Source organism: Pseudomonas sp. ArH3a, from assembly GCF_022648765.1.
Lineage (GTDB): Bacteria > Pseudomonadota > Gammaproteobacteria > Pseudomonadales > Pseudomonadaceae > Aquipseudomonas.
Map to the genome: position 1 here is coordinate 433,836 of NZ_CP080330.1, position 14,855 is coordinate 448,690.

12 protein-coding genes are annotated in these 14,855 nt (G+C 61.7%); all 12 read left to right on the forward strand.

Annotated features, from left to right (window positions below):
• Positions 1–2 precede the first annotated feature (2 nt).
• The 12 genes from K0P33_RS01925 to pgaD all read left to right on the forward strand — a co-directional run bounded on the left by K0P33_RS01925 (position 3) and on the right by pgaD (position 14,575).
• Entirely contained in the window at positions 3–248 is a 246-nt protein-coding gene (locus K0P33_RS01925) for a DUF2789 domain-containing protein (RefSeq protein ID WP_094952058.1), read from the forward strand.
• Positions 249–549: 301 nt separating this feature from the next.
• Positions 550–969, forward strand: a complete 420-nt coding sequence (locus tag K0P33_RS01930) for a MarR family transcriptional regulator (protein ID WP_094952057.1) — start codon at positions 550–552, stop codon at positions 967–969.
• Entirely contained in the window at positions 966–3,044 is a 2,079-nt protein-coding gene (locus K0P33_RS01935) for an FUSC family protein (RefSeq protein ID WP_242153763.1), read from the forward strand. Before K0P33_RS01930 ends, K0P33_RS01935 begins: the two co-directional genes overlap by 4 nt.
• Positions 3,041–3,250, forward strand: a complete 210-nt coding sequence (locus K0P33_RS01940) for a DUF1656 domain-containing protein (protein ID WP_242153766.1) — start codon at positions 3,041–3,043, stop codon at positions 3,248–3,250. The genes K0P33_RS01935 and K0P33_RS01940 overlap by 4 nt, the downstream gene beginning before the upstream one ends.
• Positions 3,247–4,155, forward strand: a complete 909-nt coding sequence (locus K0P33_RS01945) for an efflux RND transporter periplasmic adaptor subunit (RefSeq protein ID WP_094952055.1) — start codon at positions 3,247–3,249, stop codon at positions 4,153–4,155. The genes K0P33_RS01940 and K0P33_RS01945 overlap by 4 nt, the downstream gene beginning before the upstream one ends.
• Positions 4,152–5,600: an efflux transporter outer membrane subunit gene (locus K0P33_RS01950; RefSeq protein WP_242153768.1), complete on the forward strand. Its 1,449-nt coding sequence runs from the start codon at positions 4,152–4,154 to the stop codon at positions 5,598–5,600. The genes K0P33_RS01945 and K0P33_RS01950 overlap by 4 nt, the downstream gene beginning before the upstream one ends.
• A gap of 81 nt (positions 5,601–5,681) precedes the next feature.
• Entirely contained in the window at positions 5,682–6,314 is a 633-nt protein-coding gene (locus K0P33_RS01955; protein ID WP_094952053.1) for an NADH:ubiquinone oxidoreductase subunit N, read from the forward strand.
• Positions 6,315–6,461: 147 nt separating this feature from the next.
• The gene (locus K0P33_RS01960; RefSeq protein WP_242153771.1) at positions 6,462–7,958 is read left to right on the forward strand and encodes a YdgA family protein; all 1,497 of its coding nucleotides are present in this window, start codon (positions 6,462–6,464) and stop codon (positions 7,956–7,958) included.
• A 298-nt stretch (positions 7,959–8,256) separates the two neighbouring features.
• Positions 8,257–10,737, forward strand: coding sequence for a poly-beta-1,6 N-acetyl-D-glucosamine export porin PgaA (pgaA, locus tag K0P33_RS01965; RefSeq protein WP_242153773.1), 2,481 nt, complete (start codon positions 8,257–8,259; stop codon positions 10,735–10,737).
• A gap of 12 nt (positions 10,738–10,749) precedes the next feature.
• Positions 10,750–12,747: a poly-beta-1,6-N-acetyl-D-glucosamine N-deacetylase PgaB gene (gene pgaB, locus K0P33_RS01970; protein WP_242153775.1), complete on the forward strand. Its 1,998-nt coding sequence runs from the start codon at positions 10,750–10,752 to the stop codon at positions 12,745–12,747.
• A 2-nt stretch (positions 12,748–12,749) separates the two neighbouring features.
• Entirely contained in the window at positions 12,750–14,090 is a 1,341-nt protein-coding gene (pgaC, locus tag K0P33_RS01975; RefSeq protein WP_094952049.1) for a poly-beta-1,6-N-acetyl-D-glucosamine synthase, read from the forward strand.
• A 2-nt stretch (positions 14,091–14,092) separates the two neighbouring features.
• Complete coding sequence (pgaD, locus tag K0P33_RS01980) at positions 14,093–14,575, forward strand: poly-beta-1,6-N-acetyl-D-glucosamine biosynthesis protein PgaD (RefSeq protein ID WP_094952048.1); 483 nt, start codon at positions 14,093–14,095, stop codon at positions 14,573–14,575.
• Positions 14,576–14,855 lie beyond the last annotated feature (280 nt).

A 14,855-nucleotide genomic window follows, 5' to 3' on the forward strand; every position in this document is an offset into this window, starting at 1 on the left:
CCATGGAATCGCCTGTGCACAGCTTACCTTCACTGTTCAAACAGCTTGGGCTGCCGCATGACCCGGTGAGTATCGAGAAGTTTGTGACGGTTCATTCACCGCTAAAGCCTGAACTGCATTTGGCGGATGCGTTTTTCTGGACGCCCAGTCAGAGAGCGTTTTTGCGCGATGGGATTCGGGAAGATGCGGATTGGGCGGAAGTCGTGGATCAGTTGAGTGTGTTGTTGCGGGCAGGGCGAGAGGCGTAAAAAATCTTTTCAAAAAGGCATTGATCGTTCCTACGCTCCGCGTGGGAATGCCGCCTGTGACGCTCTGCGTCACGACTTTAAGAGCGGACGCGGATGCACTCCCACGCAGAGCGTGGGAACGATCAATACCGCTGAACATCCAACATCCCTTCCGAAACCCGCTTTACTTACCCCAACCCCGCACCACCCATCACAAATTTGTTTCAAAACTTGACTGCTTTGGATCCATCCACCATATTGATAGTTAGCAAACTAACTGTATGCGAACACTCCAGTGCCTCAAACCCTCGAACAACTCCACATGAACCTCAGCAGCAGCATGGTGGTGGGCGCCCGTCATTGGCGCAAAATCTGCCAGACCACGCTGGTGAGTTACGGTATTTCCGAAGCCTGCGCCGTGCCATTGTTGATGATCGGCCGCTTGGGCGACGGTGTGCATCAGGTAAAAGTCGCCCAGGCGTCCGGGATGGAAAGCCCGTCGCTGGTGCGTCTGCTCGACCAGCTGTGCAGCGGCGGCTACGTGTGCCGTACCGAAGACGTCCATGATCGCCGCGCCAAGGCCTTGAGCCTCACCGAGCGCGGCCGTGAGCTGGTGCAAGCGGTGGAAGTGCAACTGGTGCGCCTGCGCCGGGAAGTGTTGGCGGATATCGCCAACAGCGACCTTGAGGCCGCCCTGCGTGTGCTGCGGGCGTTTGAAGCGGCTGGGGTTGCATCGCCTTGAACGGATTTTTTGCCGGCTTCCCGCCCGCCCGCGACTGGTTCTATGGGGTGCGTACGTTCGCGGCGTCGATGATCGCGTTGTACATCGCCATGCTCATGCAAATGCCACGTCCTTACTGGGCGATGGCCACGGTGTACATCGTCTCCAGCCCGTTCGTCGGCCCTACCAGCTCCAAGGCTTTGTACCGCGCCATCGGCACCTTTATGGGCGCGGCGGCGGCGGTGATTTTTGTGCCCATGTTTGTGCAGGCGCCGTATGTGCTGGTGGTGGTGATTGCGTTGTGGACGGGCATTTTGCTGTTCCTGTCCATGCACCTGCGTACCGCCAATAACTACGCGCTGATGCTCGCCGGCTACACCTTGCCGTTGATCGCGCTGCCGGTGGTGGATAACCCGCTGGCGGTGTGGGACGTGGCCGAGGCACGTACGGAAGAAATCTTCCTCGGCATCGCGGTCGCCGCGGTGGTGGGCGCGATGTTCTGGCCACGGCGCCTGATGCCGGTGTTCGATGGCTCGGTGGCCAAGTGGTTTGCCGACGCCCAGGTCTACAGCCTGCGCTTTTTGACGCGCAACGTGGCGCCTGAAGAGGTCAGCACCTTGCGCGGCGGCATGGTCGCCACTTTCAACACCCTGGAATTGATGATCGGCCAGTTGCCCCACGAAGGCGCGCGGCCGCAGACGGTGCGCAACACCAAGGAGTTGCGTGGGCGCATGATTCACCTGCTGCCGGTGATCGACGCCTTGGACGACGCGGTCTACGCAATCGAACACCGAGCCCCGGAATTTCTCGATCAGCTCACGCCATTGCTGGAAGAGGCCAATGTTTGGCTGCAAAGCACCACCGAAGAGGCACCCCTCGAACGTTGGCGCGTGCTGCGCGACAAGGTCGACGCCCTGCAACCTCAAGGCGAAGCGCTGGACGACCGCCACACGTTGCTGTTCTCCAACGCCTTGTATCGCCTGGCCGAGTGGATCGACCTGTGGCAAGACTGCCGCAGCCTGCAGGCCGCCATCCAGTGCGAAAGCCAGGACACCTGGCGCGCCGTGTACCGCCACTGGCGCCTGGGCCGGCTGACGCCGTTCCTCGACCGTGGCCTGATGTTCTACTCGGCATTTTCCACCGTCACCGCGATCATCGTCGCCTCGGTGCTGTGGATCCTTCTGGGCTGGACCGACGGCGGCAGCGCGGTGATTCTCGCCGCCGTGGCCTGCAGCTTTTTCGCGTCGATGGACGACCCGGCGCCGCAGATCTATCGGTTTTTCTTCTGGACCGCGATGTCGGTGCTGTTCGCCAGCCTCTATCTGTTTTTGGTGCTACCCAACCTGCACGATTTCCCGATGCTGGTGCTGGCGTTCGCGGTGCCGTTTATCTGCATCGGCACGCTCACGGTGCAGCCGCGTTTCTACCTCGGCATGCTGCTGACGCTGGTCAACACCTCGTCGTTTATCAGCATCCAGGGCGCCTACGACGCGGACTTCCTGAACTTCGCTAACGTCAACCTGGCCGGGCCGGTGGGCTTACTGTTCGCCTTTGTATGGACCTTGATTGCACGGCCGTTCGGCGCCGAACTGGCGGCCAAGCGCCTGACCCGTTTCAGCTGGCGCGACATCGTCACCTTGACCGAGCCTGCGACCCTGGCCGAACACCGGCACATGGCCGCGCAAATGCTTGACCGCCTGATGCAGCACCTGCCGCGCCTGGGCCTCATCGGCCAGGACACCGGCACCGCCCTGCGCGATTTGCGCGTGGCGCTGAACCTGCTTGACCTGTTGGCCTACTCGCCGCGCATCTACGGCGTGCCCCGGGTGCTGCTCAACCAGGTGGTGGAAGGCGTCGGCGGTTACTTCAAAGCCTGCCTCAAGGCGGGTGAACGCTTGCCCGCGCCGAGCGGTCTGCTGATGACCCTCGACCGCACGCGCCGCGCCCTCAACGGGCAAGGCCTGCAAGACGAAGATGACACCCGCCTGCATCTGCTGCACGCGTTGGCCGGCTTGCGCCTGTCGTTGCTGCCCGGCGTGGAATTTATTGGCGGCACCGAAATGGAAGCGCCGCTGCCTGATGGAGCGCCTTTATGATCGGTGATCTGGATATCAGCGGGGTGTTCCTGCCCACGCTGCTAGTGCTGATGGGCATTACGTACGCGTTGTTTCTGGTGGTGCACGGGTTGTTGACGCGCATTCACTTCTATCGCCTGGTCTGGCACCGGGCATTGTTCAATGTGGGGCTCTACGCGCTGTTGCTGGGCGCGGTGGACTCACTCAGTCGATATCTGATGACATGAAAAAACCTTTTTTGACCATCGGCCGTGTTGTCCTGACGTTATTGATAGTGACCTTTGCTGTCGTCGTTGTGTGGCGCATGGTCATGTACTACATGTTTGCGCCCTGGACGCGTGACGGGCATATCCGTGCCGACATCGTGCAGATCGCCCCGGACGTGTCCGGGTTGATCCAGCAAGTCGACGTGCGCGACAACCAGCTTGTGACCAAAGGTCAGGTGCTGTTTGCCGTGGACCAGGACCGCTTCAAGCTGGCCCTGCGCCAAGCCCAGGCTGCCGTGGCCGACCGCCAGGAAACCCTGGCCCAGGCCCAACGCGAAAACAAACGTAACCGTGGCCTGGGCAACCTGGTGCCGAGCGAGCAACTGGAAGAAAGCCAGTCCCGCGTGGCACGCGCCCAATCGGCCTTGGCCGAGGCGCAGGTGACGGTGGACGCCGCCCAGCTCAACCTCGACCGCTCGGTGATCCGCAGCCCCGTGGACGGCTACGTCAACGACCGTGCGCCGCGTAATCAGGAGTTCGTCACCGCCGGGCGCCCGGTGTTGTCGGTGGTGGACAGCAACTCGTTCCACATCGACGGTTACTTCGAAGAGACCAAACTCGACGGCATTCACGTCGGTATGGCCGTGGATATCCGCGTGATCGGCGACAACGCGCGTCTGCGTGGCCATGTGCAGAGCATCGTCGCCGGTATCGAAGACCGTGACCGCACCAGTGGCTCTAACCTGTTGCCCAACGTCAACCCGGCATTCAGCTGGGTGCGCCTGGCCCAGCGGATTCCGGTGCGCATTGCCTTTGATGACGTGCCGGCGGACTTTCGCATGATCGCCGGGCGTACGGCCACGGTGTCGATCATTGACGACAAGACCGCCGCCAAAGAAAAAGCGCAGCAGGGAGAAAAACCATGAAACCGGCGGCGTTGCTGGCCACGGCCGGCTTGGGTTTGCTGCTGTCGGCCTGCCAAGTGGTGGGGCCCGATTACAAACTGCCGGATAAGGCCGCCATCAACCGTGGCGACCTGCAAGGGCAGATCGCAGGCGAGGGTGGCAACGTGGTCTCGGCGCCGGTGCCAGCCGACTGGTGGAAGCTGTACAAAGACCCGCGCCTGGATGAGTTGGTACGCCAGGCCATGGCGTCCAACACCGACCTGCGTGTGGCCGCCGCCAACCTGCAACGCGCGCGTTTCCAGACCCAAGAGGCGCAATCCGCAGGCGGTTGGAACGCGGGCGTCAAGGCTGAGGCCCAGCGCCTGCAGGAATCGGGCGAAGCGTTTTTGCTGACAGAAAAAGTCCCGGTCGGCAACATCGGCAGCGCCAGCATTAGCACCTCCTACCAGTTCGACTTGTTCGGTACCTTGCAGCGCGGCATCGAAAGCGCCCAGGCCACCACCGACGCCGCCCAGGCTGCGGCTGACACTGCGCGCATTACGCTGGTAGCGGATGTGGTGCGCTCCTACACCCAGGTGTGCGCGGCCAACGAAGAACTGGCGATTGCCAACGAGTCCCTCGACCTGCAAGCCCAGAGCACCAAGCTGACCCAGCGCCTGCGCGACGCCGGGCGTGGTGACGAAACCCAGGTGACGCGTTCGCAAACCCAATACAAATCCTTGCGCGCCGACATGCCGCGCTACGAAGCGTTGCGCCAAGCGGGCTTGTTCCGTTTGTCGATGCTGCTGGCCAAGCCTGTAGACCAATTACCCTCGGGCACCGGCACCTGCGCCGAGCTGCCGCACATCGCCCAGTTGCTGCCTGTGGGCGACGGCGCGACCCTGCTCAAACGCCGCCCCGACGTACGCCAGGCTGAGCGCCAACTGGCCGCCGCCACCGCGCGTATCGGCGTGGCCACCGGCGCGCTGTACCCGGACATCAGTATCGGCGCCACCGTGGGCACGGTCGGTCTGCTCGATGACCTGGGTACGCCTGCGACCAACCGCTGGGGCTTTGGCCCGCTGATCAGTTGGTCGGTGCCGACCAACGGCGCCCGCGCACGCATCCACGAAGCCGAAGCCGCGACCCAGGGCGCCCTGGCCCACTTCGACGGCGTGGTGCTCAACGCCATCCGCGAGACCCAGACCGGCCTTGCGCAGTACACCGCGCAGTTGCAACGCCGTGACGCGCTGGCCGATGCCGGCGAGTCGGCCAAGGAAGCCTCGCAGCAGACGCACCGCTTCTTCCAGGCCGGCCGCGCCTCGTTCCTCGCCGACCTGCAAGCTACGCGTACCTACACCGATGTGCGTGCGCAGCTGGCAGCGGCAAACACCCAGGTTGCCATGAGCCAGATCGATCTGTTCCTGGCTTTGGGCGGCGGTTGGGAAAGCGGACGAACGCAAGCGTCACAGCCCGGCAAACCCTGAGCGAATAGCTATGCTTTGACCTGTGAGCCGCTGTGACGGCTCGCTCGTCACTGCTCGCGTTTGCTCATGGGGATTCCAATAATGAAAAACCCTTATGCTCCCGCTTTCTGGTGCGTGTGTTTCGCACTGGTGTTGTTATCGGCTGCCTATTTCTACGGCGTCATGCTTGCCCATCAAATCGACACGGCCATGGTCTTTCTCGACAGCGCGTGCCTGGTGATAGGCACCTTGTCTATCGGCGTGGTGGCGTGGGCGTCTTATCAAAACCAACGGGTGAAGAAAAAGCTCCTCGAACAAGGCAAGACCCGTGTGGCGATCTGGGACACCAAGGTCGCCCTGCGCCGTGTCGAAACCGTGTTCGACCGCTATTTCTGGGGCAGCTACTGGCAGCCCGGGCGCACGTTCCAGGAAGTCATGGGTGAACTCACCGGCACGCCCCTGGAAAAAAGCCTCGAAGCCCTGAAAAAGCAATGTGTGCTGCTCGACCAGCAGGTCGCCGAAGGTAGGCATTGGCTGAATAACGCTCGGGAATTGTCCGACGTGGCCAACGCCATGGCGCGCGAGCGCTACCAGCTGGACTTCTGCAATCCCAAGGCCGACACCCCCGGAAACGCCGTGATACACCGTGAATTTGAGGTGTTGGTGTACACCTGGACGGCACGTTTGAAGAGTTTTGATCACCAGCTCGACGAGATTGAATTGGAGTACACCTGAACCAACTGCAGACCTGACCCCTCTGAAAAGCTGGGCCGTTCTCGGCCGCCAGTGCTAATCTTCCCCCGTTTTCGGCGGGCTTGAGCCAACCCTTTCGGGGTTCAAGGAAGACAGCCCACTTCTCACAGGATTTGATCAGGTCACTTCATGAATAAGCCAGCAGTTGTTCTTTTGGGTTTCGTTGTCGCCGTTGGCGTCGTCAGTGCAGGCGGCGCCTGGTACACCGGTAAGCAACTGGAGCCGGTGCTGCAAACCGCGATCCAGAACGCCAACAAAGAACTACAGAGCTCCATGGCCGGCGTCGACGGCAGCGTGAACCTGGAGCTGGTGTCCCTGGACCGTGGCCTGTTCAGCAGCACCGCGCACTACCGTCTGAAGGGCCAAGGCAGCGTATTCGGTGAAGATAACCCGAACCCAGAGCTGCTGTTTGTCGACCACATCGAACACGGCCCGCTGCCGTTCTCGCGTCTGGTCTCGCTGAAATGGCTGCCGGTCATGGCCACCAGTCACTACGCGCTGGAAAAGAACGCCACCACTGAAAAATGGTTCGCCGCCAGCAAAGACGTATCGCCTCTCAAAGGCGTGGTCAACATCGGCTACACCCGCTCGGTCAGCGGCAACGTTGAACTGCTGCCTCTGGAGCTCAAGGACGACAAGTCTTCGGTCAGCTTCTCGGGCGCCAACCTGGACTTCGACGGCACCGCCGAAGGTCAGAAGGTCAAGGCTGAAGGCTATATGAACAGCCTGAAAGTCGCGGTGATCGATGCCAACGGCGCGCCGTTCGAAGCTGAACTGTCCGGCCTGACCGTGGCCAGCAACCTGGAGAAAACCTCGTTCGGTTTCTACACCGGGCAAAACACCGTTGAGCTGACCGACACCAAGGTCACCTTCGGCCCGCAGAAAGCCGTGCTGACCCTCAAAGGCTTCGAGCAAAAAGACACCAGCGAGGCCAAAGACAACAACCTGGCCGGCCGCGTCGACTACAAGATCGACGAGATTGGTTACCAGGGTAAGCCTGTCGGGTCGGCCGCCATGGCCCTGAGCATGAAGAACGTCGACATTCCGGCGATGCTGGTGCTGACCAAGCTCTACCAAGACAAGATGCAGCCGGTGCAAGCCGCCGCCGCTGCCGGCCAGCCGGTGCCTGAGCTGCAACTGACCGAAGCCGAGCAGACCCTGGCCGAGGCCAACGTCAACCAAGTGCTGGCTGCCAAGCCGCAAGTGGCGGTGGAAAACCTGTCGCTGAAAACCACCCATGGCGAAAGCAAATTCAACCTGGTGTTGGACCTGGCCAAACCTTCGACTATGGAGCTGCCGCCGGTTGAGCTGGGCAAGCAGGTCATCGCGCTGTTGGATGCCAACCTGACCCTGTCCAAGCCAATGATCGGCGACGTGGCTGCCCTGCAAGCGCAGGTAGGCGGCGTGACCGACCCTAAAGCCATCGAGCAGCAATCGCAGATGGCCGCCGAGATGGTCAGCGGCATGGCCGTCGGCACTCAACTGGCAACCCTGGTGGGCACTGACGTGGTCTCCAAGCTGCATTACGCCAACAATGAAGTGACCTTCAACGGCCAGAAGATGACCGTCGAGCAATTCATTGGTTTTGTGATGGCTAAAGCGGGTGCGGTCAGCAGCGCGCAGTAAGATTTCTTACACCAGTAAGAAATAAATAGTGGGGGAGCAGCGTTGCCTGAGGCAGCGGTCAAACAGTCGGCGTATAGGCCGACGCTGACCGATCAGCTCAGGCAAGTCTGCTCCCCCATTGGCTTTTCTGTTGTGCGCACAATTCTGAACAATTGTTCTGAATTAGGCATTTCCCTACGTCACTAGGGGATAGTTCCTACAGGAAAGCTTGGTCGGGTCATTAGACGCCGGCGCCCTGATGCAAACAGCTCAGGACCACCTATCGTTATAGCTTTCCGTGTGTAAGGAAGCTCACGATATGTTGCAAACCCTACCCATCAGTGCTTCAGGCCGGTTGCGACTGCTCATCGGGGCCGCCTTATGCAGTCAATTGTTGATGCCCGCCCTTGCCGTGGCCGATCCCGCCTACGATGCCCTGATCATTCAGGCGCGCAACGGCAACTTCACGCCGGCCCTCACTCAATTACGTCAACTGCCTGCCGAGCGCCAGACACCGGGCCAGATCAGCGATCACCTTGTGATTGCCGGGTGGGCCGGGCAAGACGCCGAAGTGCTGAAGGTGTATGAGGCCCAAGGCAAAAACCGCAACCTGACCACCCAGGCACTGGCCACCGTGGCCCGTACCTACCGCAATCAAAAGCAGTGGCCGCAGGCCTTGGCGGTGTATCAGCAGGCGCTGGTGCGTGAGCCGAACAATGTCGACCTGCAACTGGGCCAGGCCCTGACCCAGGCCGACGGCGGCCAAACCAATGAAGCGGTGCAACGCACCCGCGCACTGGTGGCGGCGCAACCGAATGACCCCAACCGCCGCATGGCCCTGGGCTATGCGCTGACCCGCGCGGGCCTGAACTACGACGCGCTGTTTGAGTTCGACCAGGCCTTTATTCGCGCTGGCGACAAACCTGACGTGATCCGCGAATACATCATCGCCCTGCAACGGGCCCGCCTGCCGGAACCGGCCTTGCGCCTGTCGGCCAAGCACCCGGGCGTGCTCGACGCCGTGACCCAGCGCCGGCTTGAAGGTGACCTCGCCGCCGAGCGTGTGCGCATGGCCGAGTTCGCGACGCGCACCGAGAAAGAACGTTACGTCATTGCCGATCGCGCGCTGCAGGACTACGACAAACTGCTCGCCCGCTGGACCCCGGATGCCAGCGCCCATGACGATGTGGTGCGCTGGCGCATCGACCGCCTGGGCGCCCTCAAGGCACGCACGCGCACGGCTGATGTGGTCCGTGATTACGAAACCCTCAAGGGCGAAGGCGTGCAATTGCCCACTTACGCCGTGCGTTGGGTGGCGGCGTCTTACCTCGACCAGCGCCAACCGGAAAAGGCTGAGCCGCTGTATCGCCAGGCGCTGAGTGCCGCCGATGCCGAGCCCGATGACCGGGTTGAAGACACCACGGCGTTGTTCTACGCCTTACAGGAAAGCGATAAAGGCGCCGATGCGCGCGAAGTCGCCAATGGCCTCGCCAATAGCCAGAAGCCTCGGGTCGAACTCAAGGGCTTGCCCATCGGTAACCCCAACGATGCCTGGATGGATGCGCAACAACTGTCGGCCCAGGCCGGCGTCTATGGCGGCGACCTGCCTGGCAGCGAAGCCGGCCTGGAAGCGTTGGTGGCAAAAGCCCCAGGTAACGTCGGCCTACGCCTGGCCCAGGCTGATATGTACCGCGCCCGTGATTTGCCCCGGCGCGCCGAGGGCATACTCAAGGAAACCGAAGCCCAGACCCCGCGTGACATCGGCCTGGAAGTGAGCCAAGCCTACACCGCCATGGACCTGCAGGAGTGGCGGCAAATGGACGTGCTGACCGATGACGTGCTGGCCCGCAACCCGGACAGCCGGCAGGTGCAGCGCCTGAGCCGCCTAAGGGATGTGCACGACATGGCCGAACTGCGTGTCGAGGCCTACACCGGTAAAAGCTACGGCGGCGGCAATAACGGCGACGTCGGTGCGGTAGCGGGCAGCCGGGATTGGGGCATTGAAAGTCGGATCTACACCCCGCCCATCGACGAAGACTGGCGGGTGTTCGCCGGTGCCGGGTATGCCACGGCCGACTTCAGCGAAGGCAGCGGCCAGCATCGCTGGCAAGTTGTGGGCGTGGAGCGGCGTACCCGTGACATGACCCTCGAAGCCGCAGTCTCCAACCACTCCTATGGTTATGGCTCCAAACAAGGCGCGAGCGTTTCGATTGCCCGCGACATCAACGACAACTGGCAGTACGGCGGCAGCCTCGGCTACCTGCTGACCACCACACCGTTACGGGCACTGAACGCTGATGTCACGGCCAACGGTGGCAGTGGTTTTATCCGCTGGCGCGCGAATGAAAGCCGCGAGTGGAAGCTGTCCTTGAGCCCGTCGCACTTCAGCGACGGCAACAACCGGCTTGAAGCCTTGCTCACCGGCCGCGAGGGCATCTACAGCTCGCCGGGCGTGCAAGTGGACCTGGGCCTGGAAGTCGGCGCCAGCCGCAACACCAAGGAAGACACGGTGTACTTCAACCCCAAGTCTGACCTCAGCGTGTTGCCCACCGTCACGGTCAACCATGTGCTCTATCACCGCTACGAGACCCAGTGGAGTCAGCAGTTCCAACTCGGTGCGGGTACCTACAGCCAGCGGGATTACTCCACCGGTGGCGTCGGTTTGATCGGGTATGGCCAGCGCTTTCGCTGGAACGATGTGCTGGACGTGGGCGCCAACCTGAGCCTGATCAGCCGACCTTATGACGGTAATCGCGAACGCGATCTGCGCTTGCTCGTCGACCTCACTTACCGTTTCTAAAAGAGCCTGACCATGACCGTCCTCAGCCGTTGCTTGTTGGTCCTGGGTTTAGTGCTGGCCAGTGCCTGCGCTCAACAACCCGCGCCATTTACCCCACCTGCCGAGCGGCCGACACTGGCCAATGAAGCGCCGTGGCCGAAAAACCATTTCCTGGGCATTGCCTACCATGACGTCGAGGATCGCGACCCCGACCAGGCGGTGGTGGCAGTGCGTACCGAACGTTTGATCGAGCAACTGGCCTGGCTGCGCGAGAATGGCTACCAGGCCGTTAGCGTCGACCAGATTCTGGCCGCGCGTCGTGGCGGCCCCGAGTTGCCGCCCAAAGCCATCATGCTCAGCTTCGATGACGGCTACTCCAGCTTCTACACCCGCGTCATGCCGATTCTGCGCGCCTATCACTGGCCGGCCTTGCTGGCGCCGGTGGGGTATTGGATCGATACGCCGCTCAATCAACCAGTGGACTTCGCCGGCTCGCCGCGCCCACGTGGGGAATTCCTCACCTGGCAACAGATTCGCGAGGTGTCCCAGTCCGGCCTGGTGGAAATCGCCGCGCATACCGACAACAACCACAAAGGGATCCTCGCCAACCCCCAGGGCAACCTAGAGCCTGCGGCGACCAGCCTGCGCTTTGACCCGGCCACCGGGCGTTATGAAGATCAGGCGAAATTCGATGCGCGCATGCGGGCTGATGTCGCGGCGATCTCCAACAAGATCCGCACCGTGACCGGTAAAGCACCACGCGTATGGGTGTGGCCATACGGCGCAGCCAAGGGCACGTCGCTGGCGATCGTCGGTGAGCAGGGCTACCAGATGGCCCTGACCCTGGAAGACGGCCTCGACAGCCTTGGCAACCTGATGAACAGCCCACGCTTCCTGGTGGCTTCCGACCCGGACGGCGAGCACTTCGCTAACAGCATGGTGGCGGTGCAAGCCCAGGCTCCGCTGCGCGTGCTGCACGTGGACCTGGACAACGTCTACGACCCGGACCCAGCCCAAGAAGCGCGTAACCTCGACCAACTGGTGCAACGGGTGGTGGATATGGGCGCAGGCACCGTGTTCCTGCAAGCGTTCGCCGACCCCAAGGGTGACGGCCTGGTGCATTCGCTGTACTTCCCCAACCGTCACTTGCCGGTGCGCGCCGACCTGTTCAACCGCGTTTCCTGGCAGTTGCATACTCGTGCCCATGCCAGTGTGTATGCGTGGATGCCCGTGCTCAGTTTCGCCCTCGATCCCAAGCTGCCACGTGTGACCCGCTGGGACCCGGAAACCGGCAAGGTTGGCATCGACCCGGATCAATACAAGCGCTTGTCGCCGTTTGATCCGCAGGTACGCAAGATCATTGGCGAGATCTACGAAGACCTGGTGCGCAACAGTGCCATCGACGGTGTGCTGTACCACGACGATGCGGTGCTCTCCGACTTCGAAGACGCCAGCCCCGCCGCGCTCAAGGCCTATGCCGCCAACGGCTTGCCGGACAGCATCGCTGCACTGCGCGCTGACCCGGCGGTGATGCAACGCTGGACGCGCTTCAAGAGCCGCTACTTGATCGACTTCACCCATGAGCTGACCGCCAAGGTCCGCGCCATCGGTGGCCCGCAGATATTGACCGCGCGCAATATCTTCGCCGAGCCAATGCTCAACCCGGCCAGCGAAGCCTGGTTCGCACAGAACCTCGATGATTTCCTTCAGGCCTACGACTGGACCGCGCCGATGGCGATGCCGCTGATGGAAGGGCAGGAACTGAAAACGTCCAACGCCTGGTTGGAAAAGTTGGTCGCCACGGTCAAGGCGCGCCCCGGCGCATTGGACAAAACCGTTTTCGAGTTGCAAGCCAAGGACTGGCGTACCCCCGCCGCCCCGGACCTCAGCGGTGCGCAAATGGCCGAATGGATGGGTGTGCTCAAGCGCCAGGGAGTCAAGAGTTTTGGCTACTACCCGGACAACTTCCTGGAAAACTCGCCGGACTTGAAGACAGTCCGTCCGGCCCTGTCCAACCAATGGAACCCTTGACCATGTTCGACAGACTCCTGGCTTTATTCGTGCTGGCATTGGTGTTGGGTGTGCCCCTTGGCCTGATCTTTTTGGTCACCGGGCAGTTCCTGATGGACTTCGTGTTTTTCTACCCGCTCTTCATGTCGGCGCTGTGGATCGCCGGCGGGCTGTACTTCTGGTTGCACTGGGAGCGTCACTGGCCCTGGAAAGAAGACACCCCCGCGCCGACCCTGGCCGGTAACCCGCTGATCTCGATCATCATTCCTTGTTACAACGAGGGCGATAACGCCGCCGAAACGATTCACGCGGCGCTGGGCCAGTTGTACCCGAACATCGAAGTGATCGCCGTCAACGATGGCTCCAAAGACAACACCGCGGCGGTCCTCGATGCGCTGGCATTGGAACACCCACGCCTGCGCGTGCTGCACCTGGCGCAGAACCAGGGCAAAGCCGTGGCCTTGCGCATGGGCGCCGTGGCCGCGCGCAGTGAATACCTGGTGTGCATTGACGGCGATGCTTTGCTCGATAAAAACGCGGCGGCCTACTTGGTGGCGCCGATGCTGGATAACCCGCGCCTGGGCGCCGTGACCGGCAACCCACGCATTCGCACGCGTTCGACGCTGATCGGTCGGGTGCAGGTGGGCGAGTTCTCCTCGATCATCGGCTTGATCAAGCGGACCCAGCGGGTGTTCGGTCGGATCTTCACGGTGTCGGGTGTGGTGGTGGCGTTTCGCAAGAAGGCGCTGGACCGCATCGACTACTGGAGCACCGACATGATCACCGAGGACATCGATGTCAGTTGGAAGCTGCAACTCGATCACTGGGCGATCTTCTACGAACCCCGCGCCTTGTGTTGGATCCTCATGCCCGAAACCGTCGGCGGCCTGTGGAAACAACGCCTGCGCTGGGCCCAGGGCGGCGCCGAGGTGCTGTTCAAAAACATTCGTGGCATCTGGCAATGGCGCCACCGCTACCTGTGGCCGCTGCTGTTCGAATACTGCCTGTCCACCGGTTGGGCCTTCACCTTCCTGCTGTCGGTGATCTTCTGGGGCGTGGGTAAATTCGTGGTGCTGCCACAGGCGATTGCTGTGGATTCGCTGATGCCACCGGCGTTTACCGGGCTGGTGTTGGCGATGGTGTGCCTGCTGCAGTTTGCGGTGAGCATCCTGATCGACCGGCGCTACGAGAAAGGCCTGTGGAAAACCCTGTTCTGGACCGTGTGGTACCCAATGGTGTTCTGGCTGGTCAGCTTGTTCACCACCTTGGTCAGCTTTCCTAAGGTGCTCTTCAACCAGCACCAGAAACGCGCGCGCTGGGTCAGCCCGGACCGTGGTATTAAACCTAGTGAAGAGGAGGCGTGACCATGAAACTGGTCAGAACTCGCCAAAACTCAGTGATGTGGGTCATCGATGTGCTGCTGACCCTGCTGGCCTGGGCTGGGCTGATTTGGCTGTTGGCGCGTGGGATGACCGCGATGCTGGAAACCCACGGCGGCCCACGCATTGAAGCGCCAATTTTTGCGGCGCTCAACACCTTGCAGATCTACCTGTGGATTGCCCTGTTCAATGCGGTGATCCTCATCAGCTGGGCGCGTTATCAGCAACGCCGGGGCCGCAAGTTCGCCCAACGCCGCGCCGAGGCCAATGCCCTCAGCGACAAGCAAATGAGTGAGAGTTTCAACCTCGGCGACGGCCACCTGGAGCAGTTCCGCAAGCCGGGTGTACTGGTGATCCACAACGACGAAGACGGCGGTGTGGAAGACGTGAAGTCGCACGTGTCCCGAGACGTCGAGCGCCCGGCGCTGACGTTGGTGCCGGGGATGGAAAAAGACAAAGGCGCCGGCTGAGGGGGTGTTGTGGCGAGCGGGCTTGCCCCGCGTTGGGCTGCGCAGCAGCCCCAAACCTTATGACACGTTCTTGCCTGACACACCGCAGAGGTTCTGATAGGGGCGGCTTCGCCACCCAACGCGGGGCAAGCCCGCTCGCCACAACAAGCCCTGCGCCAGACTAATCCGATAAATGGGATCCAATTCACAAAACCACCGCGAACTTTTCTGTATTCCTCGGTACTAATCTATCTCGACAAGAACTTGATGGCTAACTAATGGCATTTCATCAGTACTTGTT

Excerpts from the sequence above, each read along its gene's own strand:
- K0P33_RS01955 (WP_094952053.1), top strand. The coding sequence starts at position 5,682 with ATGAAAAACCCTTATGCTCCCGCTTTCTGGTGCGTGTGTTTCGCACTG.
- pgaC (WP_094952049.1), top strand. The coding sequence starts at position 12,750 with ATGTTCGACAGACTCCTGGCTTTATTCGTGCTGGCATTGGTGTTGGGT.
- K0P33_RS01925 (WP_094952058.1), top strand. The coding sequence starts at position 3 with ATGGAATCGCCTGTGCACAGCTTACCTTCACTGTTCAAACAGCTTGGG.
- K0P33_RS01940 (WP_242153766.1), top strand. The coding sequence starts at position 3,041 with ATGATCGGTGATCTGGATATCAGCGGGGTGTTCCTGCCCACGCTGCTA.
- K0P33_RS01930 (WP_094952057.1), top strand. The coding sequence starts at position 550 with ATGAACCTCAGCAGCAGCATGGTGGTGGGCGCCCGTCATTGGCGCAAA.
- pgaA (WP_242153773.1), top strand. The coding sequence starts at position 8,257 with ATGTTGCAAACCCTACCCATCAGTGCTTCAGGCCGGTTGCGACTGCTC.
- K0P33_RS01945 (WP_094952055.1), top strand. The coding sequence starts at position 3,247 with ATGAAAAAACCTTTTTTGACCATCGGCCGTGTTGTCCTGACGTTATTG.
- pgaB (WP_242153775.1), top strand. The coding sequence starts at position 10,750 with ATGACCGTCCTCAGCCGTTGCTTGTTGGTCCTGGGTTTAGTGCTGGCC.
- pgaD (WP_094952048.1), top strand. The coding sequence starts at position 14,093 with ATGAAACTGGTCAGAACTCGCCAAAACTCAGTGATGTGGGTCATCGAT.
- K0P33_RS01960 (WP_242153771.1), top strand. The coding sequence starts at position 6,462 with ATGAATAAGCCAGCAGTTGTTCTTTTGGGTTTCGTTGTCGCCGTTGGC.
- K0P33_RS01950 (WP_242153768.1), top strand. The coding sequence starts at position 4,152 with ATGAAACCGGCGGCGTTGCTGGCCACGGCCGGCTTGGGTTTGCTGCTG.